Annotated in this window: 28 protein-coding genes and 1 tRNA gene; 16 read left to right on the top strand and 13 right to left on the bottom strand. The window is 49.4% G+C overall.

Annotated elements, in window-relative coordinates:
* Positions 1-128 precede the first annotated feature (128 nt).
* The 5 genes from JW878_01495 to JW878_01475 all read left to right on the top strand — a co-directional run bounded on the left by JW878_01495 (position 129) and on the right by JW878_01475 (position 3,228).
* The gene (locus JW878_01495) at positions 129-278 is read left to right on the top strand and encodes a hypothetical protein (protein ID MBN1761739.1); all 150 of its coding nucleotides are present in this window, start codon (positions 129-131) and stop codon (positions 276-278) included.
* A 313-nt stretch (positions 279-591) separates the two neighbouring features.
* Positions 592-1,062, top strand: a complete 471-nt coding sequence (locus JW878_01490) for a 50S ribosomal protein L11 (protein MBN1761738.1) — start codon at positions 592-594, stop codon at positions 1,060-1,062.
* A gap of 1 nt (position 1,063) precedes the next feature.
* Positions 1,064-1,687 (top strand): 50S ribosomal protein L1, encoded by a 624-nt coding sequence (locus JW878_01485; GenBank protein ID MBN1761737.1) that lies wholly within the window; start codon positions 1,064-1,066, stop codon positions 1,685-1,687.
* A 22-nt stretch (positions 1,688-1,709) separates the two neighbouring features.
* Positions 1,710-2,645 carry a 50S ribosomal protein L10 gene (locus tag JW878_01480; protein ID MBN1761736.1) on the top strand — a complete coding sequence of 312 codons (936 nt, stop codon included), beginning with the start codon at positions 1,710-1,712 and terminating at the stop codon, positions 2,643-2,645.
* A gap of 91 nt (positions 2,646-2,736) precedes the next feature.
* Positions 2,737-3,228, top strand: a complete 492-nt coding sequence (locus JW878_01475) for a GAF domain-containing protein (GenBank protein ID MBN1761735.1) — start codon at positions 2,737-2,739, stop codon at positions 3,226-3,228.
* Between the two features lie 210 nt (positions 3,229-3,438).
* Here the strand turns inward: JW878_01475 and JW878_01470 are convergent, their stop codons facing one another.
* From JW878_01470 to JW878_01455, 4 genes are all read right to left on the bottom strand, one after another.
* Positions 3,439-5,658: a PGF-pre-PGF domain-containing protein gene (locus JW878_01470; protein ID MBN1761734.1), complete on the bottom strand. Its 2,220-nt coding sequence runs from the start codon at positions 5,656-5,658 to the stop codon at positions 3,439-3,441.
* A gap of 7 nt (positions 5,659-5,665) precedes the next feature.
* Complete coding sequence (locus JW878_01465) at positions 5,666-8,713, bottom strand: right-handed parallel beta-helix repeat-containing protein (GenBank protein MBN1761733.1); 3,048 nt, start codon at positions 8,711-8,713, stop codon at positions 5,666-5,668.
* Between the two features lie 14 nt (positions 8,714-8,727).
* Entirely contained in the window at positions 8,728-9,345 is a 618-nt protein-coding gene (locus tag JW878_01460; GenBank protein MBN1761732.1) for a hypothetical protein, read from the bottom strand.
* Between the two features lie 149 nt (positions 9,346-9,494).
* Complete coding sequence (locus JW878_01455) at positions 9,495-9,992, bottom strand: hypothetical protein (protein ID MBN1761731.1); 498 nt, start codon at positions 9,990-9,992, stop codon at positions 9,495-9,497.
* Positions 9,993-10,447: 455 nt separating this feature from the next.
* Between JW878_01455 and JW878_01450 the strand changes: the two genes are divergently transcribed.
* Positions 10,448-10,521 (top strand) — tRNA-Ile (locus JW878_01450).
* Here the strand turns inward: JW878_01450 and JW878_01445 are convergent.
* Together JW878_01445 and JW878_01440 are read right to left on the bottom strand one after the other, a co-directional pair.
* The gene (locus tag JW878_01445; protein MBN1761730.1) at positions 10,495-11,328 is read right to left on the bottom strand and encodes a tRNA 5'-guanylyltransferase; all 834 of its coding nucleotides are present in this window, start codon (positions 11,326-11,328) and stop codon (positions 10,495-10,497) included. The genes JW878_01450 and JW878_01445 overlap by 27 nt on opposite strands.
* A 63-nt stretch (positions 11,329-11,391) precedes the next feature.
* Complete coding sequence (locus JW878_01440; GenBank protein ID MBN1761729.1) at positions 11,392-11,664, bottom strand: PRC-barrel domain-containing protein; 273 nt, start codon at positions 11,662-11,664, stop codon at positions 11,392-11,394.
* A 63-nt stretch (positions 11,665-11,727) separates the two neighbouring features.
* On the opposite strand from JW878_01440, the gene JW878_01435 reads away from it, so the two are divergent.
* Entirely contained in the window at positions 11,728-12,888 is a 1,161-nt protein-coding gene (locus JW878_01435) for a site-2 protease family protein (protein ID MBN1761728.1), read from the top strand.
* Between the two features lie 18 nt (positions 12,889-12,906).
* Here JW878_01435 and JW878_01430 read toward each other — a convergent pair whose 3' ends face one another.
* Positions 12,907-13,296, bottom strand: coding sequence for a ribonuclease P (locus JW878_01430; protein MBN1761727.1), 390 nt, complete (start codon positions 13,294-13,296; stop codon positions 12,907-12,909).
* The gene (locus JW878_01425) at positions 13,293-13,973 is read right to left on the bottom strand and encodes a ribonuclease P protein component 3 (GenBank protein MBN1761726.1); all 681 of its coding nucleotides are present in this window, start codon (positions 13,971-13,973) and stop codon (positions 13,293-13,295) included. Before JW878_01425 ends, JW878_01430 begins: the two co-directional genes overlap by 4 nt.
* A gap of 119 nt (positions 13,974-14,092) precedes the next feature.
* Here JW878_01425 and JW878_01420 point away from each other — a divergent pair, with 119 nt between their 5' ends.
* From JW878_01420 to JW878_01410, 3 genes are all read left to right on the top strand, one after another.
* Positions 14,093-14,722, top strand: a complete 630-nt coding sequence (locus tag JW878_01420; GenBank protein MBN1761725.1) for an HAD family hydrolase — start codon at positions 14,093-14,095, stop codon at positions 14,720-14,722.
* 44 nt (positions 14,723-14,766) lie between these two features.
* Entirely contained in the window at positions 14,767-15,855 is a 1,089-nt protein-coding gene (mvk, locus tag JW878_01415; protein MBN1761724.1) for a mevalonate kinase, read from the top strand.
* A gap of 216 nt (positions 15,856-16,071) precedes the next feature.
* Complete coding sequence (locus JW878_01410; GenBank protein MBN1761723.1) at positions 16,072-16,287, top strand: hypothetical protein; 216 nt, start codon at positions 16,072-16,074, stop codon at positions 16,285-16,287.
* Between the two features lie 273 nt (positions 16,288-16,560).
* Here the strand turns inward: JW878_01410 and JW878_01405 are convergent, their stop codons facing one another.
* The 5 genes from JW878_01405 to JW878_01385 form a co-directional block, all read right to left on the bottom strand.
* Positions 16,561-16,734, bottom strand: a complete 174-nt coding sequence (locus JW878_01405) for a hypothetical protein (GenBank protein ID MBN1761722.1) — start codon at positions 16,732-16,734, stop codon at positions 16,561-16,563.
* 51 nt (positions 16,735-16,785) lie between these two features.
* A complete protein-coding gene (locus JW878_01400; GenBank protein MBN1761721.1) occupies positions 16,786-17,361 on the bottom strand; it encodes a flavodoxin family protein in 576 nt (191 codons plus the stop codon).
* A 315-nt stretch (positions 17,362-17,676) separates the two neighbouring features.
* Positions 17,677-18,633: a hypothetical protein gene (locus JW878_01395; GenBank protein ID MBN1761720.1), complete on the bottom strand. Its 957-nt coding sequence runs from the start codon at positions 18,631-18,633 to the stop codon at positions 17,677-17,679.
* Between the two features lie 321 nt (positions 18,634-18,954).
* Entirely contained in the window at positions 18,955-19,149 is a 195-nt protein-coding gene (locus JW878_01390) for a type II toxin-antitoxin system HicB family antitoxin (protein ID MBN1761719.1), read from the bottom strand.
* Positions 19,150-19,253: 104 nt separating this feature from the next.
* Positions 19,254-19,646 (bottom strand): S-adenosylmethionine decarboxylase, encoded by a 393-nt coding sequence (locus JW878_01385; protein MBN1761718.1) that lies wholly within the window; start codon positions 19,644-19,646, stop codon positions 19,254-19,256.
* 281 nt (positions 19,647-19,927) lie between these two features.
* Between JW878_01385 and JW878_01380 the strand changes: the two genes are divergently transcribed.
* The 6 genes from JW878_01380 (at position 19,928) to JW878_01355 (ending at position 26,282) form a co-directional block, all read left to right on the top strand.
* Positions 19,928-20,131, top strand: coding sequence for a hypothetical protein (locus tag JW878_01380; GenBank protein ID MBN1761717.1), 204 nt, complete (start codon positions 19,928-19,930; stop codon positions 20,129-20,131).
* 26 nt (positions 20,132-20,157) lie between these two features.
* Entirely contained in the window at positions 20,158-20,625 is a 468-nt protein-coding gene (locus tag JW878_01375) for a CBS domain-containing protein (protein ID MBN1761716.1), read from the top strand.
* 11 nt (positions 20,626-20,636) lie between these two features.
* The gene (gene fdhF, locus JW878_01370) at positions 20,637-23,036 is read left to right on the top strand and encodes a formate dehydrogenase subunit alpha (GenBank protein MBN1761715.1); all 2,400 of its coding nucleotides are present in this window, start codon (positions 20,637-20,639) and stop codon (positions 23,034-23,036) included.
* Between the two features lie 11 nt (positions 23,037-23,047).
* Positions 23,048-24,481: a DUF2254 domain-containing protein gene (locus tag JW878_01365; GenBank protein MBN1761714.1), complete on the top strand. Its 1,434-nt coding sequence runs from the start codon at positions 23,048-23,050 to the stop codon at positions 24,479-24,481.
* Between the two features lie 108 nt (positions 24,482-24,589).
* Complete coding sequence (locus JW878_01360; protein MBN1761713.1) at positions 24,590-25,765, top strand: AAA family ATPase; 1,176 nt, start codon at positions 24,590-24,592, stop codon at positions 25,763-25,765.
* A complete protein-coding gene (locus JW878_01355; protein ID MBN1761712.1) occupies positions 25,749-26,282 on the top strand; it encodes a hypothetical protein in 534 nt (177 codons plus the stop codon). The genes JW878_01360 and JW878_01355 overlap by 17 nt, the downstream gene beginning before the upstream one ends.
* Position 26,283: the final 1 nt, after the last annotated feature.

Raw genomic sequence — 26,283 nt, 5'->3', positions numbered from 1 at the left:
TGGTTCAACACTAAAAGGTATCATAGAGGGATCAAAGCCATACCAGCATCACTTTATACCGGGTAGTTTCAAAGTTTACTTAACACAGGGCTAAGATTTTTAAACCCGAAGAAAAATAATTCTTAAGGATGAAATATGTGGAGGTCAAGGTATCGATGATGCTTGCAACGTTGATGGTATTAGTAACTACAATTTGGAGAAATATGAACATGATAAGAAACATAACCGGGTATTTTGAGGTGGCCATCCGCGTGGGGAGCTGGTTGCTTTCCTCCTAATAGCCTCAATGTGCAAACCATCAAAGATATCGTTTGATTCCACGCCGGATGGTAAAGGGGGGTTCGATTCCCTCCCTCCACATTCAAAAATATCATTACCCGACGATTTCGAGATCAGAATAATAGCAGCGTTGTAAATTAGCCATTTTTATGCTTCCGTTACACATATCTTAACGAAGAAAGAAATAAAAGCAGGTAGTTGTATAGTATTAAGGGTCTCAGATGAGAGTATCACGGACGGACGGAAACAGGATACGTCAGACCTGATTGATACGAATGAATGCCTGAATGAATGGAGTACGAAGCGTAAAAAATGGATGTCGTTGAAGTCTTGATAGAAGGAGGGAAAGCGAACCCGGGACCGCCGTTAGGGCCTGCTCTGGGGCCACTTGGCGTGAATATAAAAGAGATCGTGGCCCTGGTGAATGAACGTACGGAGGTTTACGCGGGCATGGTCGTCCCCGTGAAGATCACCATTGATGGCGGCAAGGCGGATGTAACTGTGGGTGTACCGCCGACCGCGGCATTGATAAAGAAAGAGATCGGGCTTGAGAAGGCTCAGACCGACTCCACAACCGATTACACCGGTGAGATCTCGATGGAGCAACTGAGAGAGGTAGCGAAAATGAAGCGCGAGGGCGTGCTGGCCTCGTCGTTGAAAGCGACGGTGAAGGAGCTGGTAGGCACGTGCGTGTCCATGCGGCTGAAGGTCGAGGGTAAGAATCCAAAGGAGATACAGAGAGAGATAGACGAAGGCGTGTATGACGAGGTGATAGGCGAATAAAATGGAAGCAGAAGAGATAGTAGGCGCAGTGGAGCAGGTTTTAAGCACTGAGAAGAAGAAATTCGTTGAGGGTGTTGACCTCTGCATCAATTTGAAGAATATCGATTTGAAGCAGCCGAAGAACAGGATCAATGTCGATGTCGTACTGCCGAAGCAGATAAGAGAGCCGACAATTGCCGTTTTCGCTTCGGGTGAGGCGGCGTTGAAATCGAAGGAGGCCGGTGCGGACGTTATCGACCCGGAAGAGCTCAAGCGGATGGACAAGAAGACCGCGCGGCAGCTCGTGCAGAAGTACGATTATTTCGTTGCCGATACCGCCCTGATGGCGCTTGTCGGTAAGAGTTTGGGTACTATTTTAGGTCCACGGGGTAAGATGCCGCAACCGCTGCCGCCGGGCGTGGATCCCGCGCAGATACTGGCGCGATTGGCGAAGATCGCGCGTGTAAAGTCGAAAACGACGACGATCTGGGTGAATATCGGTCGTCGGGACATGGATTCACGTGACATCGCGGAGAATGCCGCTGCGGTGCTCAAAGCGGTGGAAGGGCGGTTAGAGCGCGGCTGGCAGAATATTGCATCTGTTTACATGAAGACCACCATGGGCCCTGCAGTAAAGGTAGCGTAGTAGTGAGAGGTAGGCGATAAGAATGAAGAAGAAAGTCAAACGGGCAAAGCAATGGAAGAAGGAGCAGGTTGCTGATCTCAAAAGTCTGATGGACTCGTATCCAACGGTAGGCATAGCGAAGGTACGGGGCCTGGGCTCTAACCAGGTGCAGCGTATACGAAAGGACTTCCAGGGAAAGGCGCGGCTGCGCGTATCGAAAAACAGCTTGATTTCTCTCTCGCTCACGGAGAGCGGCATGAATGATATGGTCGATTTTGTCGACGATCAGATGGCGTTGATCTTTACCGATTCCGATGCGTTTGACTTGTACAACGTCCTGGAGAAAGGTAAGATCCCGGCGCCGATAAAGGCCGGTGCCGTCGCACCGTTTGATATCCCTATAGAGAGCGGCCCGACCGCACTCAAGCCGGGACCGATCGTTGGCGAACTGCAGAGTTTGGGCATACCTGCGGGTATCGATGGCGGTAAGGTCGTGATAAAGCAGCGTAAGGTCGCCGTGAAGGAAGGCGAAACGGTTTCACCTCAGTTCGCGGACATTCTGGCTCGGCTGGAGATCTACCCGGTGAAGGAAGGTCTGGATCTGCTGGCCGTGTACGATCGCGACGGAAACACGCTCTTCACGCCGGATGTGCTGCATGTCGATGTCGAGCAGTACGTATCAGACGTGCAGAACTGCGTGAAAGCGGCGTTCTCGGTTGCCACACATCTGAAATACGACTATCCCACGCAGTTTACCGTTGCCGATCTGTTATACGAAGCGCGTGACAAAGCTACGAACGTGGCGCTAAAGATCGCGTACCCAACGCCGGAGACGATAAAGCCGCTGTTGCAGAAGGCGTATTTCCAGGCACGGAATCTCGCGCTCAATGCTGAGGTCTACACGAAGGAAACGATGCCGGCGTTGCTTGCAAAGGCCGCTGCACAGGCGCAACGGTTAGCATCATATACAGGGAGTTAATCCTGATTTATCTTTTGTCTGTTTGCATACACACAGACACACACAGGGACTCCCGGAATTTATTTTTTCTGTTTTTCTATAGACCGAGGGAATGCATGCTGCTATGAAGAATACCGTTACTAAACAGCAATTGTTCCTTGCACTCCTCGGTGAAGTACGAACGATTGCTGAGCACACACAAGACGACACGAACGAGAAACTCCTCGTGATTTGTAAGTTGCTTGTAGATGCTGTTCCGTATTACGATTGGGTCGGCTTCTATTGTGTAGATTCATCTAAAAATGAACTCGTCCTCGGCCCGTTCGCCTGCGAGCCGACCGAACACAAGAGAATACCGTTCGGAAAGGGTGTTTGCGGTCAGGCCGCTGAACGAAGGGAAACCGTTATCTCTCAGGACGTCACAAAGGAGCTGAATTATCTAGCCTGTAGTCCACAGGTAAAGGCTGAGATCGTCGTGCCGATTCTCAAACGCGGCGAGTTTGTGGGCGTGCTGGATATCGACTCCCATGCCCGTTCGGCATTCACGGCGGAAGATAAGAAATTCCTCGAACAGGTGTGTGCACTTGTTTCTGAGCTGTTCTAAATGAGCTAGCTGCAGGATGATTTTATTCGAAAGGAACCTCTGACTGATTGACTGTCCACTGTCGCGAGCGGAGCAGTCAACACCACGCACGCACGCTCACCATTATCAAACGGCGAACGAGCGTAATTCACGCTGAATGAAGATCCTGCACTGCAACAAGAGGGCAAGCCTGACGTGGAAGTGAGGTTATCCTGAAATGCTTATGCAGAGTTACCCGTTTCTTCTGCTTCGGTTACGTGCGAAACGAATGGATGATCGGATCATCGCCGAAGCCGCGATTGCTGCTACTATTCCGACCATGCTTATTGCTGGAATCCGTGCGGATGGTGTCGGGGACGCCGTTGGCGTTGCTGTTGCCGCAGGGGGCGCAGAAGGCGCGGATACGGGCGTTGGCGTTGCTGTTCCGACTCCCGCGGCACTTTGCTCGCCGGTTATCGCAAAGAGCGAGAACGCAGACGTTTCCGCGTAGAAATAGATATACTCGTCATCCTCGCTGATCTTCGTCGTCTCCAATACGTCCCAGCCTTTTGCCGGTGCGTATCGCTGCATTTCGAGGGTCTCGCTGTTGATGCCATTGGTAGCAATCCATGATCGAGAGACTTTGAAATAGATGCCCGCGGATCGAATGTTCTCCGACTCGACGGTGGTTGAGAGATCGAAGTAGCCGTTGATAACTCCCGTCGGATCATGAATGATCTCCGGTTTATCCGCTGGCTGAACGGTTACTTTTGCATTGAGTGCCGTGCTCTCCAGGTCTATTAAAACCTTCGTTAGCGCAAGACCGAGATATTCGAAGTCGAAGACATTAATGCCCGCGTTTGCAAAAGGGATGGTGATCTCATTTGGGCTAGAGGCACCACCACGTGTACCGCCACCACCAGGCCCGGATGGCCCGGCTGCCGATGGTTGCGCAATGATGGCGTAGACGGAGAAATGATCGAACGTGGCGAAGAAGGTAACAGTGCCGTCATTTACCGTATAAGACGCAGAAGTCATCGTTATCGTGCTTTCCACCGCATCGGTCGTTTCATTGAGCTTGAACATCGTGACCTTACCGGGATCGCCTTCCGCCACCGTGTCGAACCACGCTTTGTTCACCGTTATGGTTACGGGCACACCGGTCACGTCATCGGCGGTGAGGTTGGTCGCGGACAGCTCGGCGTAAAGCAGAATAGGCGTGTTGTTCGTGATTGCAGTAGTATCAACGCCGAAATACGCGGCGAGCGTATCTTTTAACTCACCGGGCTCGGGGATAGGAAGATCCTCGTAGTCCTCGCGCAGCGTGGTCTCCAACGCTAAGTTTTGGGGGGTAAAGGTTCCCTGAAATTCAACGTCCAGGTCTACGGATGCCGTGCCGATCTCCGGTATTGACGTTATATATTCGTCTGGAGGCGTATTCAGCTTTATCGTGCTTATCGTGCCTCTAACGGTATCATCGATGGCGATTGAGTCCTCGGCGAGCGTTATTTCAAGAGCGCCACCCTCGATGGCAACAGAGATAACGGTGCCGGCGGTTGCATAGTCCGCAATAAGCATAGCATTTTCAAGCGTGGTGTTGATGGTTATCACACCGTCTTCAATCGTGACGTCGGTTCCGGAAATACTGATGTTTGTCCCTTCTATCGTTATGGTCGTGTTCGCAATAGTGTTGTTTGTCTCCGTACTCGAGGGTTTATCGAAAACAACGGTGGCCGTATCCTCTACGTGGGTTCCATTTACCGTTGCGGTTCCCGTTACGACCTCCGTCCCTGCAGATGTGGACGCCGTGAGCGTGGTCGTGGCGATGCCATTGCTATCCGTGATTGCATGATCAGGATTGACGGTACCCAGCGTGGTCGCGAATGAAACCTCGACCCCGGCCATCCCGAGACCGGTTTCATCGGTAACGAAGGCGGTAACCGTAGAGATGTACGTTCCGTTTGCTTCGATTATTTCAGGTGTAGCGGTGAGTGCCAGAGCACGCGGTTTCGTTACCTTGATCGTTTTGTGCGCGTAATTATTCGCTTCGTTATGCTCGTCCATCAGATTCTCCTCATCTACCCTCACGGTGACGACATGGGAGCCAACGGTTGTAGCAGCCCAGGATGTCGAAACCGTTGTGGTCGACTCAGAGGGAATGGTGGCGGTTTGCGTGGCGATGCGCGCGCCGTCAACGTAAAAGGTAACCGGTATATTCATCACGCTTACTTCGCCGATATTGTGCACCACGGCAGTGATAGTGACGACATCGCCCGTCAGCGGATATGCCGGGTCAAAAGCGATGTCCTCAGGCGAGAGTGTCAAATCAGGCTTCTCGGCCGGTATGGTAACGGTAACATCTACGGTGGCAGCATACGCGAGATTCGAGCAGCCGATGAGTAGTACGAAAACGAGTGCGATAACCACAGATTCGTGTATCTTCATGCGCCCATTTCTACTTGGTGTTTTCATTTCTATTCTAAGACGCCTCCGTTGCCATTATGGTTACATTCGTCATATATTCTCCTGGTGTAGTCATCACCGAGGGAAGTGTAATACGGAGCGTGAAGGTGGCATTGCCCTCAACGGGCACGTCTAGTGCGAGCGTTTTATCAGTCTTGTTCAGGCAACTCCACTCGGTGCCGTTATTAAACTCGTGAGTGAAAGCGTTTGTCCCAATACTCTCGGCGAGCGTCCACGTAGAGACCTCGTAGTAGGCGTCGTCGCCCCGGATATAAAAGGTCTCGTTCACCGTGCCGGCATTGGTCACCGTGATGATCTGAGAAGTGCTATTCTCTCCTGCTGCAACAAACCCGTAGGAGACCGTATCGGTGCTGAGATTAATGGAAATCAAGGTCGGAGTGGTTAACGGTAAATAATCCCTGTTCGAGTCGCCCGATATGTTGTAAGGAGTTTCACCGAGTCCGTCGCCGTCCGTATCGCTGCCAGTGTAATCGCTCCAGTAATTGCCACCTAAATACGGACCACCGATGATGTTCGTGCCCTCAGTCCTAGTGGTATTCCAGATGTTGTCCTCATGAATTCCAGGGTCGTCATAAGCGTTATGAGTATTGTCAAAGTAATTGTCGTAGATATGATTGTTGCCCGAAGAAGACAGATAAATGCCGTAGTTGAAGTTGTTCGAGGCGGTATTGTTGTAGATGTGGTTGCGGTGTGCAAGGTAGAGGTAAATGCCGTCGTAGTTGTTGTTCGAGACGGTATTGCCTGTAAGGTTGTTATCGTTGCTCGAAGAATTGAGGTAGATACCGTACTCGCCGTTAGTATTGGCCACGTTATCGCGGAGCGCGTTGTTGTTCGAGCCTTTTTCGAGGACTATCCCCTTCGAGTCCCACTCTGCAGTGTTATTGCTTGCGGTGTTAGCGGTCAGCTTGTTGTTCGAGCTGGTGGTGAGTAAGATGCCAGTGCGATTATTGTCTGTGGCGGTGTTATGCGCCAGCACGTTGCTGTTCGAATCAACGTCGAGGTGAATGCCCGCGTTGGCGTTCGCGTTGGCGGTGTTGTTCGTGAGATTGTTATTGCACGCCCATTTCAGGTTGATGCCCGCATAATTGAGGTCAAGGTCATCCAAGCAGAGGTTCGAGCTGGCGTTGTTATCCAGAAGGGTGTTATCATATGTTCCATACAGCTCGATTCCTACATAATTATTCTCAGTGCAGGTATTGCTCACCAGTGTATTGTTGATGCCCAGGTATACCCAAATACCGTAGTGATTCTCTTTGCAGGTATTGCGTGAAAGGACGTTATTATCCCCTGAGGACAGGACGATGCCGATCCAACTGTTCCCATTACAGAAGTTATCCAGGAGTTCGTTGTTATCGCTAGAACAAATCAGGTAGATGCCCGCGCCATCGTTCCCCGAGCAATTGTTACCCACGAGGGTGTTGCTTCCTGAGCCGTTCAAGTGGATGCCATTATCGTTGTTCGTGGCGTTATTGCCCGTCAGGTTGTTGCTGCTTGAAAGATCCAGAGAAATGCCGTGATTCATGTTCGAGTTAGCGGTATTGTTGGTGAGTGTGTTGTAGCTCGAAGAATCCACCAGGTAAATGCCCCCTATATTGTTCGAGTTAGCGGTATTGCCCATCAGATTGTTGCTGCTCGAAGACTTTAGATAAATGCCGTGATTCATGTTCGAGTTGGCGGTGTTGTTCGTGAGTGTGTTGTTGCTCGAATAAAACAGCGCAATGCCGGGGCCCGGGTTGTTCGAGGCGTTGTTGCCTGTCAGATTATTGTTGTTGCTCGAATGATCCAGGACGATGCCGTTGTAGGCGTGCGAGAACGTGTTGGCTATAAGAGCATTGTTGCATGAATCAGCCAGATAAATGCCGTAGTCGTTGTAGCAGCCCGAGGCAGTAATATTCATGATTGTACTGTTGTCAGTTCCCCAGAGCTCTACGCCAACTGATGCATCATTTAATATCTCGAGATTCTCAACCGTAATATTGTCACAATTAACGAGTATAACCTGCCCTGCTACGGTAATGCTCTGATCTGAAACCTCCTCACGATAAACAAGCGGCTTGTCGTTTACCGTGTTATCCGTTACCGTGCTGCCAAAAGAATTAGTAACAAATAGGCCATTATTCACAAATGTATTGTTCGTTAACCTATTGTTGCTCGCTTCCCCCAACAAAATGCCCCACCAGTAGTTCGAAGTAACGATGTTGCCCGTAAGGTTGTTGCTGCTCGAAACATCCAGGAAAATGCCATCGTCGTTCGAGTTGACGGTGTTGTTCGTGAGCATGTTGTTGCTCGAAGAATCCAGGTAAATGCCCCCTAAATTGTTCGAGGCGTTGTTGCCCGTAAGGTTGTTGCTGCTCGAATCCTTCAGGTAAATGCCGCGGTCGTTGTTCGTGGCGACGTTATCGGAGATGTTGCAGTACTCCACCCAATAAAGATATATCCCTGCCTTTTCAGAGCCGGTTACACCTTGCACCGTGAACCCGCTGATGTTCACGTAATCCGCGGTCACGTTGAAGACGTGCTCGTCTGGATCCAAGGCCTGCACGATCGTTGAAGCAAAGCCGTTCTCCGAGCGGAGCGTGAGGTTTGCCGTGGTCACATTCACGTTCTCGGTGTATGTGCCATCTGTCACGATAATGGTGTCCCCGGAGGTCGCATTGTCGACCGCTGACTGGATTGGAGTGTCCGACTGGTTGAACGTGCCATTTATGCGCCACCAGCCCGAGAGATTGACATAGAGGGTCGAGTTGGGGCCAGCACCGAGCGGCCAGGCCCGTGGTAATTGGCGCGAGATACTGAAATTCGCAGTCGCGGTGGTCGTCTCGGCACTCGAATTAGCGGTTCCGTCCGTCGTCTCGTTTACGGGTGCATTCACAGCAACACCTTGCTCCTCAGTTAAAGTGAGATTGGTATCATTACCCAGGGTCACATTTCCTGATAAGACGTCCTCCCCGATCGCACCAAGTGGAGCAAGCAGGATAGCCAGTACCAGAAATACGGCAAACTTCTTCGATATACGCTTTTCCTCTTCTCCATCACGGATCATTTTATGCAAAACCACTAACTACCTCCTCCTTCCGGCGGCTTCTTCTTCCTCCGTACCTCGATCGAGATGTGCTTCCTGAGTACGAGGAGCGCAACGAGTGCGAGAATCGCGATAATGATGATGTACGAGACGGGCGCCGTTTCACGTAGGAATGACGATACTTTATGCGCCAGTGCGGAGAGGATATTCGCCGGTTTCACGCTGAAATACAGCTTCGTCGCCGCGGCAACACCGATCCTGAACCCCTCGCCCTCGCTCACCGGATGCGCTTCCAAGAAGCAGAAATAGTCGCCCGGCTCCGCATCCAACGGTACGGTTAATGTCACTGCAACGGTCTGTGTTTCTTCGGGATTCAAATGGAACGTTTTGGGGTTGAAGCCCACCCATTCCTCCTGGGGCCTTTGCTCCGCCTGGCCGTATAAATACGTAACGTCCACAGCGTAATTACCCGCTTCATCGCCGGTATTCAGCACAACTATCGGGTTGATTTTGTACGTGCCACCGGGCATGAGCGGCTCCTCTACTGCTATCTTGCCCGTGCCCACGCCTACACCTACATTGGCCGAGCACGGCTGCATCATGAGTACGACCAGAATAATCGCTGCGATTACTCTGATGGTTCGGTCTTTCATCCTCTTCTCACTTTTATACGTTCGCTTCTCCCTTCACACTTCTAATAGGCTCTAATTCGACTCGGTATGGATTCTACGATCCTCTACCCGTTTTACAGATGGCTACCTGATGGCTACTACTTCGTTATCGTTCTTGGCCTTGCGATTGCTTATGTTGGTGCCGTTGCTACGACCGTAATATCGGTCGTGTACGTGCCCGGATTGCTTATAGTCGTGGGCACGTAGATCTTAAGCGTAAATGCTTGCTTGTCGTCGTTTGGGATATCATCAGCCAGTAGTTGGTTATCTATTGCTAAGTTTTGCTCACCATCGAGATTGAACGTATGCCTGTACTGATCGACCCCCGGAGTACCGGCAAGCACCCACTCCCCGGATACCGACGTTGCATTATCGCTCCGGATCAGAATATCTTCCGGAATGCCCGCATCGTTGGTCACGTTAATGGTGCCCAGTGGGTCGGTCTGATTTTCACCTTCAGCCATGTTGCCGTAATTCACCGAGGATCGCGAAAGGTTTACTGAATACACGCCCGCAGTAACCGTACAGGTGATCGTCTCTTGATTCGCGGCCATCACCAGTGGCACTATGCACGCGGTCACCAATACGGCGAATACCGCCATCAATTCAATTTTTCTTCTTACATCCATTCTTCTTCTTGTCACCTCCTAAACTATAAACGTCAACGTTCGTTCCACTACCTGCTTCGCTTTCAGTTAGTTTAACCAAATTAAAAATTGCGAATAACCATAAATACCTTTCGAAATTTTTTTTTACGTTGAAAATATAAATTGTGCTATATCGATATATATCGCCTATAGGACGTCTATTTCAGATACTGCTCGCACGGTAAAGAGTGAACTAGTGCGTCTGTGAATTCTCCCCCGTTTCTAGAAATGGAGTGCGAGGCTGGTCAGGAAGCGTAAAGTACAGTATTTTAGTTCTTGCTTTGCGTGGATAGGACTTCTTATTATGGAATATGAGCGTATCACCTTTTTAAAAGGCTCTCAGCAAAAAATCGATCGGTTCGTTGTCGTCATCATGGCATTCCACTTCGTTAACCATATATTTTATATGAATCGGTGCTATACTACTAAGCGACTAAGGGCCCGTAGCTTAGCTGGTTAGAGCGCCCGGCTCATAACCGGGCGGTCAAGGGTTCAAATCCCTTCGGGCCCATCGGAACTTCTTTTTTTCGTATTGATCTTTCGGCAAAGCTTTTCCTGTTATGAGAAGATTTAGCAGCGCCCTTCCGTCTTCGGACCCGAACAGCGGCAGGTCCCAGAGCTGAACCACCTTGTAGCGTGCAACGGTAACGTCCTCCGCCGCTTTTGGATTGTACCCTCCCTTTTCGTACTGCTCCCTGGTGGCTATCATCCCCCGTCTCTGCCATGCCGGCGTTTCATTCAGGTTACGTCCCTGGCGAAACAGCAGCCCATGCACCTCTGCCGCTTTCATTCCCTTCAGCCGCTTCTCAGCCTCTTTAGCGCTCAGTCCGGATTCCTGCAGACCGTAATAGCCATAGGCATTGATATGATTCCACCATGCCTCCGCCTGACGCTGCATAAAGTATGCCAACGCATCGTCATCACGGCAAACGGGAATTATCCGCGCGTCGAAGGCAATCGCGTCTTTTAAATCCAGGACGATGGTCAACGCACTGGCTAAAAAACCGGCGATTACCGAATCCAGCTTCTCTATGCGGCCTTTAAACGGGACGTGCGTGAAATATAGATTTATCTCGTCAGAGAAGAGGTACGCAAGCGAGGGGTTGAATCCGCTCTGCTCGAAGAAGCGTACCACTGCTTCCGCCATCCCTTTCGCGAATCGCTTGTCATACGGCTTCTCAAAAGTATCGCTGAGGACATGCCTGAAGTTCCGACCGTCAGCGCGCACAATCAGAGGCGGAATAGCCCTTATAGCTGCGTAGAGCTCTTTATCCCTGCTATCCTTGAGGGTCGATCTCGCACGGTTCTGACCTGTCATCCCTGGCCCATTCTTGAAAGCTCCACTCTCCGTCTGTCCGGATCTTACCTAACGAGCGCTCCTTTAAACTTCTTCTTCCTCGCGCTCTCGTTCCATTCCCTTTCTCCGCACGTGCTTTATGAGTACTATATCGCCAATCGCAGTCACCCATCGGTAAGGGATGATCACACCCTTCTTCTTGACCCCGCCGAATGCATTTGGATTCACGTTCTTCACGGCCAGGCCCGACACTCGCTTCTCCTTTATGTCAACACTGACGTCCTCGATTTTACCGACGTAAATCCCTCTATCGGTATATAAATCCTGCCCATACAACGATGACAATTGGATCTCCATAATGCTATTTATGTAGTGCGAGATGCCTATATATAATTAACTGATTGAGCGACCGAAGAACCGATGCGAACATCTATACAAGTTGGCAGACTTATTGGCATACCGATACGACTGCATTTTACCTTTTTAATTCTGTTCCCGCTCATCATCATGGTGTTTGCGATCACTCCTGGACCGGTAGGCTTAGGTGACATGGAGCCTCTATCCCGACCTTTACGCTATGCCTTAGCGGCTATCGGCGCGTTTCTTTTCTTACTCTCGCTGCTGCTCCACGAGATGTCCCATTCATACGTTGCCATGAGATACGGAACCCGGATACGGAGCATTACGCTTTTCATCTTCGGCGGCTTAGCCATGATGGAGGATTTACCAAAAGAGCCGGCGAAGGAGTGGCGAATAGCAATTGCAGGTCCGTTAATGAGTTTTGCCCTTGGTGGTGCGTTCCTTCTCGCTCATTTCAGTCTAGCCGCGGCACATCAGAGTATCTACGACCCGATTACGGTTTTACTGTTCAGCCTTGGGCTTCTCAATGTGGTTTTAGCCACGTTTAACCTGTTACCCGCGTTCCCCATGGATGGCGGTCGAGTTTTACGTGCGTTCCTTGCGAAACGGATGCAATTCCTCACAGCGACGAAGCGAGCGGTCTTCGTGGGCAAGACGTTTGCCGTTATAATGGCGATTGTGGGTTTTATGCCTGATCCTTTCGTCTTTTACACGACCGGGCACGTGCGATTGCCGTTCAATCCGTGGTTAACATTCATCGCCGTGTTTCTCTACATCGCAGCGACCGAAGAGGAGAGCGCGACGATCACGTTCACCTCGTTGGAGGGGATACAGGTGAAGCACGTAATGCAAAGAGAGAACGCGAGCGTTTGGGAAGATATGCCGCTTACAGAGCTGGGGGAGAAGATGCTTGCGGAACGAAACGCGGAATACGCGGTGGTAAGCGAAAGCGGCGATTTTAAAGGATTGATAACCTTCAGCGAGCTGAAGAAGCTGTCACCTGAACAACGGTACCCGTTAACGGTTGCGGATATAATCCGCCCTTTCGATTGGCTGAGCGAGGTCGTCTCGCAGGAGGACGAAGCAGTAGAAGCACTCAAACGAATGCTAAGCACGAAACAGCAGCTTCTGGCCGTAGAAGGCGAGGAACGCGGGGCAATCGTGGGAATCATCACGAAGCGCGATTTGGCGATGGTTATCGAGATGTTGAAAGGGCGTTAGTCTAGTCATTAATCGGAATCACGATCGCCGAGACGCGCCTTTTATCGACCCTGAGGTTCTTATTACTCGTATGCCCACCCGAGCGTCATTTACCGTATGAATGCACGCTAACGACGCCCGAACCGCTTCGACTTTGTTATGCGCGCAGCGCAGGACACCCACACTGAGGTTTGACTCTTCCTCTTTGCGGTCTTCTACTCTATGGTACTCGATCAGCCAGAGCTTACTTTCACTTGCTCCTACATCGCCGTATAACGAATAGATCGAATCCCAGATCTCCTTCATCAATTCACGCTTATCTATCTCCCGCTCACCCATCAGCTCGAAGCGAAGATACCGTTTCCGTTCGCGGAGTGAGGGCAGCAGGTACAGCAGCACGCTCATGATAATCCCCATATCCGCGGTCATTCAGATCGGAGCACCTCCACATCGCGGTCCTTTTTCCAGCGCTTCTCTAAAACACCCAAGGGGATATCGCATAACGCGCTCGTAGCCTCTTCTTTTGTCATTCCGAAGAGCTTTGCAAGTGCGATCAGCTCGCGCGGCGCTCGCAAATCGTATATGGAGTGGGCATGACTGGTCAGTATCATAGGGGCGTTGTATTTCCGCACCAGCTTCAGGTTCTCCCGCATTTTTCCAATGATCCGTGCTCGATCGCCTCTTCTGCTCCAGATCAGTGCATCCATGTTGAAGTCGATTGCAACGCCGTTATCAGCTGCGTATCGCACCAGTACGTGGTTCAAGCCGCTCTCGCCTTTCTCGCCGCACGGATGCGCTAAAATATCCACCTTCGGATTCTCCACTGCCGCTCGGTTTATTTTATCATCGCCGCCGTGAACCGCGACTAACGCCACGTTACCCCAGTACCGCTTTATCTTCCGCTTCAGTTCAAGAACCGATTGTGCGTGTATCTCAACACCGGTGAAGACGGCACTTGATTCCAAAGGCTCCGGCACGACAGCCTCATCGTGGTTCGTTATTGCGATGCCTGCATAGCCGTATCGTTTCGCAACGCGGAGTAGTTCCTCTACCGGCGCAGCGGTTTCCGGATATGCATGGACGTTGAGATCGAAGTACTCGGGCATTATACAAACGTAAGAAAAGGTTAGAACTTAAAAAAGAGTTCCGGGGATTTTTTGTAGCGGTTTCACGCGCTAAAAGTTAAAAGTGTTGCTAACCTATACTACCTACGTAGATAGATACGATGACCACTCGAAAAACCGAAGCACTCTTATTCGACCTCGACGGCGTGCTCATAGACTCGTTTGAAAGCTGGTATCAAGCCTTTGCGAGAATGTTGAAAGCGTACGGTAAGGATGAGATGAGCCGGGAGACGTTCAGAGAGAGGTACTGGGGGCCTGGTTTGAGTCACAACCTCGCTACGTTACAGTTGGATGAAAACGCTGCTGATTACTGCACTCGTGAGCAGATAAAATTGATAGAACTCATCGCGCTGTTTCCCGGTGCAAGAGAGGTATTGCGCCGTACGAGAGAGGACTACAAGCTCAAGGTCGGGCTGGTGACGAATACGCCGCGAGCGAACGTTACCGAGATCTTCGAGCGGTTCCGGCTCACCAACCATTTCGATGCGATCCTCACCGGCGACGATGTGAAACTGGGCAAGCCGGACGCCGAGATCGTACTGAAGGCATGTGAACAGCTCAATGTGCAGCCGGAGCACGCGGTACTCGTGGGCGATACGAGAACGGATTATCAGGCGGGTAAGGCTGCCGGTTGTTTCGTCGTGGGCGTGGGCGGGGACTCGGCAGGTGACGTGCACATAGAGCAGCTTGAGGATCTCTTCAAAGTGTTAAATAATCCGATCGCTTTTTGAAAACAAAAACCCTTTTTGAAAAAGGAAACTATGTGTGTTGTGAAATGAAGAAAATACGGGCATCGGTTCCCGCGAAGGTGATTCTCTTTGGTGAACATTTCGTGGTCTACGGTAAGCGCGCGTTAGCGGCTGCTATTGACCGTCGACTCACCGTCGAGATATCAGGTAAAGAGAAAAAAGGGTATCACGTAAGAATAGGGAATATACCGACGTTCGGCCTGGAGCTGGACTTAGAAACCGGGCGTGCGCGTCCCAAAGAAGTACGACCGTATAAGGATTACAGCACCGCGTCAAAAGCGCTCGCGTACGTCAAAGGCTCAATCGAGTACCTTGAAGAGCGGTACGGGATAGGGAACGAAGGCGTGGAGCTGGAGATAAAGTCCGAGATACCGCTCTCTGCCGGGCTGGGTTCTTCAGCCGCGACCTGTGTCGCGACGATCGCGGCGCTCAAGGAATATTTCGGCGTCGGGGGTGGCGTGGACGGCGTGAGAAGCGATGCACACGGCGTTGAGAAGCAGGTACAAGGCGCTGCGAGCCCGGTTGATACCGCAATCTCTACGTACGGCGGCTATGTGCTCGTGGAGCGCGGCGAAGTGAAGCGATTGCCATTGCCCAAATTGGATTTGATGGTGGGCAGTATCGGCAGCATCCCGCTGAGTATGGATAGCACAAAGGCAACGGATCTTGGCTTGAAGACGAAAACGCTTGTCGCGGGTGTTAAAGATCGAAGAGCGCTTTTTACAAGCATATTCGATCCCCTTTTTGATGCCGCTGACGAGCTAACGACGCAGGCAATTCAGGCGATCGAAGCTGGTGATTTGGTGAAGCTGGGCGCGTTAATGAACATCAATCACGGCTTGCTGGACGCAATAGGCGTGGTGCCACGACGACTAGGCGAGCTCGTCAAGGTCTCACAGTCATTGGGTGCACTGGGCGCAAAAGTAACGGGCGCTGGCGGCTCTGACGATATGGGTGGCGTCGGTTCAGTTCTGGTACTGCCCGGAACGGTTGCCGAACGAATCGAAGCAGCAATGGAGATAGCGGGCGCGCTCGCAATGACGGTGAAAACGGGTGGGGAAGGGTTGAAGATAGAGCAGTTTACGTCCGCCGAGAAAGCCTACGTTTCAGATTGAAACGAACATGCCAGCTCATCGGAAGTTTTCGCGTTAGCTCAATTTAAGATAGGAGAGCGAACTGCAACAAGATTTTCGAGTAGGCGGCGTTACGTGCCCAGCGGCGATGCAACTGATGCTTTCTAAATAAGTTTTAACACCTGCGTAAAGGGGCGTTCAAACGAAAAATTTATATAGCTACGGCATATGCTTTATTTAGAGGGGGTGCTCGCTATCATGAGTGTTTGGGAAGGACTGAGCAATCTAGCTGTAACCATCGTTGCCTCCGTTGTGCTGATCCTGCTCGGCATAATCTATTTTATGCTGACCATATGGGTGATTAAGATTGGTGCGCAGTTTGCAGGATTGGTACTCGTTGGAGGGGACATGATTGTTCTTACAGCTGGCATTGTCACTGCCGCAGCTATACTTGGATCTGCAATACAGCAGTAACCATTGTAATAGCGTGGAGCGTGGAAAATATCCGGGAAACTTTGATATGCTAGAGGGAGCTTCAAGCTTCTTATTGCCGTTATCTGTCTCGTTGCTAATCCCATTGGTATGCGCGGTCGAGGTGCGCTCGCGATGACGGTGAAAACTGGTGTAGGGGGCTGAAGATAGAGCGATTCACGTCCGTCGAACGCGCGTAGCGAGCGAGTAGTATGACGCAGGAGCCCGTACATGATTCAGTGATTCAAGATCACACGCAACCACAGGCGGTTACTCCTATTTCAGCAACCGGATCTTTGATGTGGCTATAAGGCTTATCCCAACAATCCCTAACGTAATCGCGGCAGAGATAGTCCGTTCTCCCAGGATACTACCATTCCACATTAAGAACGCCCCGGTTAGCGCCAATACCAGTCCTAGTACAAATAACACCTTGTCTCGGTTCACCATGGCAACTCACGTTATTCTATATCTAACATACTTACTTAGATAGAGAGAGGGCTATTCGTGCACCTGCTTCAACAGCCAGGCCATGTTTTGGCCCAGCGTTTTCATTATCATAATGCCTTCTTCGTCTTGTTCCACGTCGCCTGCGCTGTGGCCCATACCCATGTTCCAGTAGCTGGAGCCGGGTATGATCATCTGGTTGATAAGGAAGAAGTGGTTGATGGAATTGAAGACGTGGATGCTGCCTGCACGTCGCACGGCAACGACCGCCGCACCCAGCTTGCGTTTGAACATGTGGTCGTTCGCTATCGCGACAAGGCCCGCTCGGTCGATTAACGCCTTCATCTCCGTGCTGACGTTGGCAAAATAGGTGGGTGACCCCAGAATGATGCCATCAGCCTCACGCATCTTATCGATGCACTCGTTCAAGACGTCGTCGTTCACCACGCAATGCTTGTCCCTGTTCTGAAAACAGGTGTAGCAGGCCCGACAGCCGTGGATCTCTTTGCCAGCCAGTGAAAAAACTTCGGTTTCAATGCCCGCTTTTTCTAATTCGTCCAGGACGTACTTAATAAGGATGGCGGTATTGCCGTCCTCACGCGCGCTGCCGTTAAAAGCAATTACTTTCATTTTAGGTCCCTCCTCTAAATTTATTTTGCTCCTGTTCTTCGTATCTTAATTAAAAGTGTAGTATCTTTAAAAAATAAGTCGTTACTACCGACCCAGACCATTTCGGGTGTGTGTCAAATCGCCAAACAGGTGTGAATGTGCCTGCTTTTGATAAAACCTTGTTAAATCTCCCAAAAGATGGGTGACGCAGTACAAATGGGCAGTTTATATGTTGCCGTGGCCGGGGTGATGCCGCCTTACCAAGACAGCAAGTCAGCCCTGTTCTATAAGAAAGGCAAAATAATTTTTGCGTACAGCTTTTATTAGAACTGTCTGCTACTCCTCCCTTGAAGTAGGTTCATCGCTTCCCTGAAGGACAACATATCTGGGAGGAAATTTACCAAAGTATTCAGAAACACGGTCTGGACTTATGGGCTCTCGTGCTAGAGCAAGGCGGCGCACAACTTGGATACGTTCCGGAAGTTCTGGAACAATTCTGGGCCACAGAAAGTTTGGGTAGTAGTTTTCTGCGGAGTCATCTGAATCAGGAACAGAACGAATCATCTCTCGCATCACCTCTGCTACACTGGCGCCCCGAGTTGCATACCCCTTTCCGGAACGATCTAGGGAACCTGCATGGTATTCAGGACAACACGCAATACAGTGCCAAGGCATTGTGAGTGGATAAATATCCCCGATACCGTTCTTTCCCTGTCGATACAATTGGTATACCACAATGCCATCAGACAGTGAGCAGCCCCATAAGTCGTCTTGATATGAAAACGATCCGCATGGCCAATAGCCCATGACTGGAGGAGTGCCCCACCAGTTATAAAAGCAATATAACGGCGTAAGCGCGTTTTTCTGGGAGTAATCAAGCAATCGTCTGATTTGTGGATAACCGTTAAGAGGTACGTAACCGATTTCATACGAGTTATCTGATTTCAGACATTTGGCTTGAACTGCAGCACCGAAATAGTTGTGTGGTTGCAAGAACCACCATTCCCAATCAGCACTGGTCCTGTGAGATTCAATGTAGGGTGAGAAATCAACAATGAGGACCTGTGAGGAATGTAGATTATAGAGGTCTTGAAGGTTCATGGCGGTTATGCCGTCTTCTCGCAGGGATATAGGTGTAGTGAGGTTGTTATGCATTCTGTGCCATGTACGAATTGCTATACTTTGAAAACTGCTACAAAGCTCTCCGAAATCCCTAGCATGTGTTCTCATACTTTTTCTCCCATCGTATGAGATAGACGGTAAATCATCAGAAGGACCCAGACGTTCAGTCATTCGTTACCTCCTGCCCCTTGAGTAGTATCCCTCGTACTTTTTATCTCACTCATACCTTTAGCGCTTACAACTAATATAAGCCTTTCTGTCTTTCTCCTTTCCTGTCAGCTACCGCAATCCCCAGACATATTGCAAATCGGTCCCGCCTGCCTTCTGAGAGCTGGACGGTGCTGGCCTTTGGATCGCATTGAAGCAACAATAGAGAGCGCAGGTGCGTGTGCTCTAAACGTTAAAACGAGTGGCGAAGGATTGCAAGCCTACGAACTTGCTCGATAAAACAAATTCTCAACAGTTATAATAACGCGACAAAATCATCCACAGCTAAGCCCGCGAGTTTGATGAGTCTTTTAACTCGATCCTCTCGTTTAGCACTTCGAGACAGCCCTGAATTGCATCTTTTATATTCGCCAGTGCTTCTTTAACGGTCTTACCCTGGGATATACAGCCAGGGATGGCCGGGCATTCGATGACATACCAACCATCTTCGCCCTCAGTGATCACAACCTTGTATTTCATCTCATCTCCCTTTTTTAATAGATACTATTGCGATGTTTTTAATGTTGTTCCATAAAAACCGTGGTCACGATTTCAAACGAAACTGATAATGGCCACTTTATTTTTTATATCCTAAAACTCACGGTGAGGTTATAGCTTTTTGCCTTGAAGAAGTCTTTGCAAAACGCAACCACCGGCTCTGGATGATAGTACTTACAGCTAAAGATATCGAGATATGCCGCATTTGTCTGGTTTGCGAAATGGCCCGAGATCAGGCTGGTCTCAATCAGCTGGATCATGGAAAAACCTGAAACCCTTGGGTCTTCCCCAAAGTTCACGACTTGGGTCTCACCGTATCGTTTCATCTCGATGAGCTCACAGAGCTGCGCGACAAAGTCTTTTATTGCTTCTGCATCCCTAATTAACGCAGGGTCACAACCCTTTAGGTCTACAGCGCAGGCAAGTCCCCATGCCGCTGATCTGCGATAATCCTCGAGGGTCCATTTATCTGTCTCCATCTTGGGTAAGACTAGCGGCCCCCTATATAAACTTTCTAAAATGAGGACAATTGTTAAAACGTATGCTACTTTTTAAGAAGCCCTTTCCTTACTCATCGCTTCTTCGAGTTTCACGTGGTTCCGTCATAGTATGCCGCTGCTTTCTTGGTTGGATTACGAACACCGGTGAATGATCGCCAACCCTATTCTACTGCAAACGGAATCCCGAATGGGGGTACGACGGCGAAAAGAGTACCGAAAAATTTTTAACTCCGAAGTCTGAAAAGGTAAAGGTCCAATAGATGAACGTCCTAGAAAAAGGAGTGGTTAAAGAGGCGGGAAAAAGGGAGGATATGAGTAGTGCGGCGAAAACGTACAGAAAAAATCCCGGCACATCGGTCTCAATCCCGCCAGCAAAGTTCTGTCTGCGAGAGCGTGGGGGCGTCTGCCCGGGCAATTGTAATCTCTGCGTTCAGCGATATATATTCGGTCAAATCCCGTTTTGAGTGATGAAATATCGAAAAGCTTTTTTATGCAAACACCACTATACAAATGCACATGGGAGGATAACAATAGAATGAAAGTAAAAGAGTTACCCATATTCGATGAGTTTATACGCGTTCATGGCGACACACCCGTAAGTGAAGCTGCGGCGAGAATGGTTGATGAGGGGGTCATGGATGTCATCGCCGTCGATGATAGGGACAGCGTCTTAGGGGTTGTCACCTTGTTTACGCTCTTAGAGAAAGTGCTTGCAAAGGGGCTTGATTCAAGCAAAATCACTTGTAAGGAGGTCGTTTCTACTAATTACACCACCATCACGAAAGACTCTGATGTTGCGACCGGGATAACGAAATATATGGCGACCCAGGTAAGCGAAGGAAGCGACATACCTGGTCTGATCGTTATTGACGGAGACAAATTAGTGGGACTTCTTTCCATAGGTGACATGCTCGCTGCCGTAACATCGCGCAGACAGTATAAGTTCTCGATGATCTGATAGGATGTGACATGACGAGGCGAGTGCAGACGGTATGCCCCTACTGCGGTGTGGGTTGTGGGTTAGACTGCGAAGTGGATGAGACGAGCAACGAGATTGTAACGGTCAACGGGATCCCGGAGCACCCGGTAAGTAGCGGCTTTCTCTGTATCAAAGGAAAGAACTCACATGAGTTGGTGACTCACCCAGACCGTTTAACTAGACCACTGAAACGGACACGAGGATCAAAAGAGTTTACACCTCTATCTTGGGACCAAGCACTCACCGAGATTGCCGAGAAGCTCGTTGAACTACGCGATATCTACGGCCCCGATTCGATCGCCTTCTTCTCCTCGTCACGATGTACGAATGAGGAGAATTATTTGGTCCAAAAACTCGCGCGCACCGTCATCGGCACGAATAACATTGACAATTGCGCCCGACTCTGCCATTCGACGACGGGTGTGGGCTTATCACAGAATCTTGGCTCGGGCGTCATGACCAACTCCATCAACGACATTGAAAACGCTGACTGTATCCTTGTCTTTGGCGCGAATAGTACCGAAGCCCATCCGCTCATAGGCAAGAAGGTGTTGAATGCCAAGAAACGAGGAGCGTTTATCGTTGTCGTTGATCCCCGACGGACCTTAACGGCGAAGAAGGCAGACCTCCATCTACAACTCAGACCGGGGACAGACTCAGCGCTGATTAACGGCTTTATCAAAGTAATTATAGACCGCAAACTTCAGGATTCTGAGTTCATTGCAACGCGGACCCTTGGGTATACGAACCTTTCGTGGACCGTACGAGAATACACGCCGGAGGTGGTAGAAGAGATTACCGGGGTTCCGCGTGATATCGTGCTCGAAGCCGCGCAACGGTACGGAGAAGCGGAGAACGGCTGCATTTGCTATGGGATGGGCATCACACAGCATGCCACGGGCGTGGAAAATACCGTGAACCTCTGCAACTTAGCGATGCTCACGGGTAATTTCGGCAGACCCGGCACGGGTGTCAATCCGCTGCGAGGGCAGAACAACGTGCAAGGTGCCGGAGATATGGGCGTCCTTCCCGATTGCTTCCCTGGCTATCGTGTAATATCCGGAGATTCCGCGACTGAGATGAGCAGACTTTGGGGTGTCTCCTCCGTTCCTTCACGATATGGGCTCACCTCGACGGAGACGATGGAAGCAATACCGGAGAAAGTGAGAGCGTTGTACATAATCGGCGAAAATGTCGCACTTTCGCATCCGATGCTACACGAAATCCGACGACTGCTCCAGCAATTAGATCTTCTTGTCGTCCAGGATATATTCCCCACGGAAACCACACAATATGCTGACTATATACTCCCTGCCGCGTGCTGGGTTGAGAAAGAGGGCACGTTTACCAATACCGAACGACGGATTCAGCGAGTGCGAAAGGTGGTAGAACCCCCGGGCGAAGCTTTACCTGATTTGCAGATAATAATCCGGTTGGCAGAAGCACTGGGCGATAACGAGCATTTCAGGTATTCCACGCCCGAGGACGTTTTTGATGAGATACGAACGATCGTGCCGCAGTATTCCGGCGTAACGTACGAGCTGCTTGAACCCTTTGGCATCCAATGGCCCGTGGACGAGGAACATCCGGACGGCTGCACCGTACTTCACGAACAGCACTTTTCCACGAGTGATGGGTTAGGCCGTTTTTACCCTATTTATTATAATCCGCCGCGAGAGAGGATTGACGAACTCTATAATTTTATTATGCTTACCGGGCGATCGCTCGTGGACTACAATACGCGAACCATGACGAGCAGAACGCCCAGCATTGCGAAACGCGTTAAAGACCCGCATCTCGAAATCCATCCCTGGGACGCCGATAGCATCCATGTGCAGGAAGACGACCCTGTTCGGATACGATCGCGAATCGGTGAGATAAAAGCGCGTGTAACGATAACGGAGGATATCCGCCCGGGCTGTGTGTTCCTGCCCTTTCACTACAAAGAAGTCCCCGTAAACTATCTTGTCATACCACACCTGGATTTCCTTGCCAAAATTCCCGCGTTCAACGTTACCCCCGCACGAGTGGAGTTTGACACTGAAGTAGCAGCATTAGCGCTTGATCACGAAGAACTTGTACCTGATAAGGATAATATCCTCGCGGCGTTTATCTACACGAGTATGATCCAATCCGGTTGGTCTCCCGTCGTCACCTCACTCGGCGTGGACCACCACTATTACACCTTCAAACATCGAGAGGATGGACGAGAGATCGAACTCGATGCGCAACGTCAGGGGCCGAATCTCAGCGTATCCTTTAAACTCCCGGATGACGATTCTCCTATTCAGAAGTCACTCAATATGGACACCTACGTAAATGACAGCCTTGAAATAATCAATAAGGATGCCTTGAGACATCTGCTTCGGTCTTCTACATCTGTCAAATAAGTTATAATATCATGAACCACCGATTGGGACTGGAAGATCTGGAAAAGATTATCATTCTGTCGATAACGGGCGTTTTTGCGGTGCTTATAGTGCTCTCCTTCGCGGAGTCCTCGCCGTTTACCCTCGCTACCGATGATCTCGATAACGCACGGGGGATACTCGAAGGCGTCGGCGTTGAAGGTCTCTCAGCCATATTTGCTATTGTCATTTCGCTCACGTTAATGGCTGTCCAGTTCGCCTCGCAGCAATACACCCATCGCATCATGGATCTCCACATCAAGAGCTTGACCTTCTGGTCTGTGGTGCTCATTTACCTCGGCAGCTTGCTCTACAACGTGTTCATGCTCGGCCGACTGGAAGTACCCGTGGAGGCGAAATACGTGGAAATATCCATGCTTCTTACCGCGCTGTGCTTTGTCATGCTCATCCCCTATTTCTTTATCACCATGGTCCGACTCAGACCGGAGACGGTGATAAGCAATCTGTTGACGAAATTAGACGCGAATTATCTCGATACAATAAAAGGACATATCGGCGAGGGAGAGACGCGCATACCGGGCGAAGCGGATAAGATGCTGCCAATTACGGAGATAATAGAGAAATCAATCGGCAGTGGAGACCGGGGCACGGCACGCTATGGCCTCACGCACATTTACGATCGCTATATGGCCTATCTGACGAAGGAGACCGAAACGTACGCGTCGCCGTATTTTTTGGACCACATCCTTGGCGTCGGTCGGGAAGCGATCATCGAAGCAGATGACGACTCGATGGTGCAGGTGCTGGAGATTTTCGGCAAGGTGGGAACCCATACGATCGTCGAGAAGATGGATTTTACGACCAAAATGGTGCTGGAAGATATCGAGGTCATCGGCTTTAAGGTGCTGAAGGATTACGATGTAGCGACACAACAGATGATCGATTCGTTACACGACATGCTTCGGGAATACATGAATACCGAAGACGGCAACGAGAAGATACTCACGCGGATTTTCACGCTTTTTCATGACGTCTCCGATGATTTGTATACCTTGAAGAAGTATCGTATGGTGAAATATCTGATCAAATCGTTCTCGGAGCTCTTCGCCGTGATGGAAGAGAAAAGGCACTGCGAGGCGATGGAACGAACAGGTGGGCTGTTAGAGAGCATTGGCGTTTATGGCGTGAATCTTGACATTCGCGATGCGATACATCAATCGGTTCATTTGTTGCACCGGATGGGTCTCTCGTCCGCCAAGAGCAATCTGGTGTGGGACACACCTAAAGGAGCGGTAAACATTGCAGAGCGCATAATCGATCACTTATTGAAGATAGAGGGCGAGACGCTGAAATACAAATCGAAATCGAAGGAGTTCGATATCATCATCAACGAGATCGAGTATGCGCGGAAGGACATCGAGAAGTACCTGAAGAAGGACGTTGACTTCTCCGATTTGTGGGAGTGACCCTGATTTTCTTTAAAACGTAAAAAGCATAGGGGAAAAGCTTATATATCGTATAATTATTGTCCTAATAGTGCAGTATAAATTTACAAGTTCGTCGGGAGAAGAAGAATGCGTATCAGAGAGTTAGAAGTGAAAAATTATAGGTGCTTTGAATACATTTCTATGAATGAAATTTCTAAGCTAGTTATTTTAATTGGAGAAAACGATACGGGCAAATCTTTCCTACTCGAAGCCATAAGACTCCTTGGAGAAAAAAAGAATATCACCTATCTACCACTCGGAGGGTATGAACATTTATGTTTTGGTGCAGATCCCTCAGCCGATAAACCGGTTACAATCAATGTTGTGTTAGATTTAAATGAGGAAGATAGGAAAAACCTCCAAAAACCTTCTTCCTCCTCTTTTGTATCTAGGGGTGACTTATCTATTTCCTTAGAAGTTGGCATAAATAGCGGGTTCAACTTTTATTGGAAAACAATTAAAGGGGAAGGATTACCTCCTCTATTTTCTGAAGAAGCAACGCATGCAAATTATCCTAAGTTCATGATGGAGGAGGGTCAATTAGTGAATAAACTCGTAAACCTAGACGATGACGGACAGCTTAGTATAGATTCCACTTCAGTCACTCAAACGGTAGAATCATTACTACATAGTAAAATTAGGTTTATCCCCGCTGTTCGAAATAGACCCCCCGCTGAAAGTGAAGATTTCTTCAAAAGGGATTCAATTATCCCTGAAAGTACAGAAGAATTTATTAAATTTAATGCAAGTGAGACCGTCCCAGCTCGCCGAAGAGAATGGAATCGCTACAGCAAAGACAAGGAGCAATTTGTTAAGGGATCTATGGGGCTCGTAGGAAAAGACCTCGTATTCGAGAAAAATATTAAAGAGGGAATGGTTCCAATTCCACCCTACTTAAAAGGTGGAGGAGAACAGATGATCTTACATCTCCTTCATGAAATCGAGAACACTTCAGCCGACATAATTCTTATTGAAGAGCCGGAAAATCATCTTCATCCAAAACTCATCAACAAATTAATGAAGAGGATTAAAGAAATCTCAGAGCAACAAAAAAAGCAGTTTTTCATCACTACACATTCCCCCTTCGTAATAGACAGCGGCTTGCTTTCAAATGTATGGTTTATATGGCAAGAAGACGGGAGTTCCAAGATTAAAAGGGTGACAGATAAAGAAGACCTTGGTAGCAAATTCTTCCAAATGGGAATCACCTCCGGAGATTTCCTTCTTTCCAATTTCATCCTCATTTGTGGAAGGGCGAAGTGATAGTATATTCCTACAGGGCGTTGCGGGAAAGTTGGGGAAGAGCTTTCGAGAGGAAGGTATCACCATTATCAATGCTGGTGGTGATACAAAGGAACAACCAAATTATAAACTGTGTAGAGAAGTATGTCAGAACGTTCCTTTGCCCATACGTTGCCTATTAGATAAGAGCAGCTCAAAACTAAAAGGGGAACTCATTAAAAATGGGATAAAAGAGGGGGATATAATAATTTGGGATAGAGGGGACATAGAAGATTTCTATCCCAGACGCGTAATAGTTGAATTCGTGAGACAACGAAAGGAGCTAGAATTAAAAGAGGGAGATGTACCAAAGGGTCAAACGGTGGAAAAGCTCGATGATATTTTAGGAAATAAATGGTGGAAGGAACAACTGGCAAGGAAAGTTGCCGAAGAAATAACCCGTGAAGAAATAGATGTTGAAAAGGAACTTAAGGAGTTTATCGAGCAAATATTCACGGAGGCTAATCTCGCAACTTCTCCACTATCAAATAAGAAATGAA

The sequence above is a fragment of the Methanomicrobia archaeon genome, from assembly GCA_016930255.1.
GTDB lineage: Archaea > Halobacteriota > Syntropharchaeia > Alkanophagales > Methanospirareceae > JACGMN01.
Note: the sequence above shows the minus strand (reverse complement) of the source record. Positions and strands in the feature narration are given on the sequence as shown.

What these genes read in the sequence shown, in the direction of transcription:
- JW878_01495 (MBN1761739.1), top strand. Translation starts at nt 129, where the DNA reads ATGAAATATGTGGAGGTCAAGGTATCGATGATGCTTGCAACGTTGATG.
- JW878_01490 (MBN1761738.1), top strand. Translation starts at nt 592, where the DNA reads ATGGATGTCGTTGAAGTCTTGATAGAAGGAGGGAAAGCGAACCCGGGA.
- JW878_01485 (MBN1761737.1), top strand. Translation starts at nt 1,064, where the DNA reads ATGGAAGCAGAAGAGATAGTAGGCGCAGTGGAGCAGGTTTTAAGCACT.
- JW878_01480 (MBN1761736.1), top strand. Translation starts at nt 1,710, where the DNA reads ATGAAGAAGAAAGTCAAACGGGCAAAGCAATGGAAGAAGGAGCAGGTT.
- JW878_01475 (MBN1761735.1), top strand. Translation starts at nt 2,737, where the DNA reads ATGCATGCTGCTATGAAGAATACCGTTACTAAACAGCAATTGTTCCTT.
- JW878_01470 (MBN1761734.1), bottom strand. Translation starts at nt 5,658, where the DNA reads ATGAAAACACCAAGTAGAAATGGGCGCATGAAGATACACGAATCTGTG.
- JW878_01465 (MBN1761733.1), bottom strand. Translation starts at nt 8,713, where the DNA reads ATGATCCGTGATGGAGAAGAGGAAAAGCGTATATCGAAGAAGTTTGCC.
- JW878_01460 (MBN1761732.1), bottom strand. Translation starts at nt 9,345, where the DNA reads ATGAAAGACCGAACCATCAGAGTAATCGCAGCGATTATTCTGGTCGTA.
- JW878_01455 (MBN1761731.1), bottom strand. Translation starts at nt 9,992, where the DNA reads ATGGATGTAAGAAGAAAAATTGAATTGATGGCGGTATTCGCCGTATTG.
- JW878_01445 (MBN1761730.1), bottom strand. Translation starts at nt 11,328, where the DNA reads ATGACAGGTCAGAACCGTGCGAGATCGACCCTCAAGGATAGCAGGGAT.
- JW878_01440 (MBN1761729.1), bottom strand. Translation starts at nt 11,664, where the DNA reads ATGGAGATCCAATTGTCATCGTTGTATGGGCAGGATTTATATACCGAT.
- JW878_01435 (MBN1761728.1), top strand. Translation starts at nt 11,728, where the DNA reads ATGCGAACATCTATACAAGTTGGCAGACTTATTGGCATACCGATACGA.
- JW878_01430 (MBN1761727.1), bottom strand. Translation starts at nt 13,296, where the DNA reads ATGACCGCGGATATGGGGATTATCATGAGCGTGCTGCTGTACCTGCTG.
- JW878_01425 (MBN1761726.1), bottom strand. Translation starts at nt 13,973, where the DNA reads ATGCCCGAGTACTTCGATCTCAACGTCCATGCATATCCGGAAACCGCT.
- JW878_01420 (MBN1761725.1), top strand. Translation starts at nt 14,093, where the DNA reads ATGACCACTCGAAAAACCGAAGCACTCTTATTCGACCTCGACGGCGTG.
- mvk (MBN1761724.1), top strand. Translation starts at nt 14,767, where the DNA reads ATGAAGAAAATACGGGCATCGGTTCCCGCGAAGGTGATTCTCTTTGGT.
- JW878_01410 (MBN1761723.1), top strand. Translation starts at nt 16,072, where the DNA reads ATGAGTGTTTGGGAAGGACTGAGCAATCTAGCTGTAACCATCGTTGCC.
- JW878_01405 (MBN1761722.1), bottom strand. Translation starts at nt 16,734, where the DNA reads ATGGTGAACCGAGACAAGGTGTTATTTGTACTAGGACTGGTATTGGCG.
- JW878_01400 (MBN1761721.1), bottom strand. Translation starts at nt 17,361, where the DNA reads ATGAAAGTAATTGCTTTTAACGGCAGCGCGCGTGAGGACGGCAATACC.
- JW878_01395 (MBN1761720.1), bottom strand. Translation starts at nt 18,633, where the DNA reads ATGACTGAACGTCTGGGTCCTTCTGATGATTTACCGTCTATCTCATAC.
- JW878_01390 (MBN1761719.1), bottom strand. Translation starts at nt 19,149, where the DNA reads ATGAAATACAAGGTTGTGATCACTGAGGGCGAAGATGGTTGGTATGTC.
- JW878_01385 (MBN1761718.1), bottom strand. Translation starts at nt 19,646, where the DNA reads ATGGAGACAGATAAATGGACCCTCGAGGATTATCGCAGATCAGCGGCA.
- JW878_01380 (MBN1761717.1), top strand. Translation starts at nt 19,928, where the DNA reads ATGAACGTCCTAGAAAAAGGAGTGGTTAAAGAGGCGGGAAAAAGGGAG.
- JW878_01375 (MBN1761716.1), top strand. Translation starts at nt 20,158, where the DNA reads ATGCAAACACCACTATACAAATGCACATGGGAGGATAACAATAGAATG.
- fdhF (MBN1761715.1), top strand. Translation starts at nt 20,637, where the DNA reads ATGACGAGGCGAGTGCAGACGGTATGCCCCTACTGCGGTGTGGGTTGT.
- JW878_01365 (MBN1761714.1), top strand. Translation starts at nt 23,048, where the DNA reads ATGAACCACCGATTGGGACTGGAAGATCTGGAAAAGATTATCATTCTG.
- JW878_01360 (MBN1761713.1), top strand. Translation starts at nt 24,590, where the DNA reads ATGCGTATCAGAGAGTTAGAAGTGAAAAATTATAGGTGCTTTGAATAC.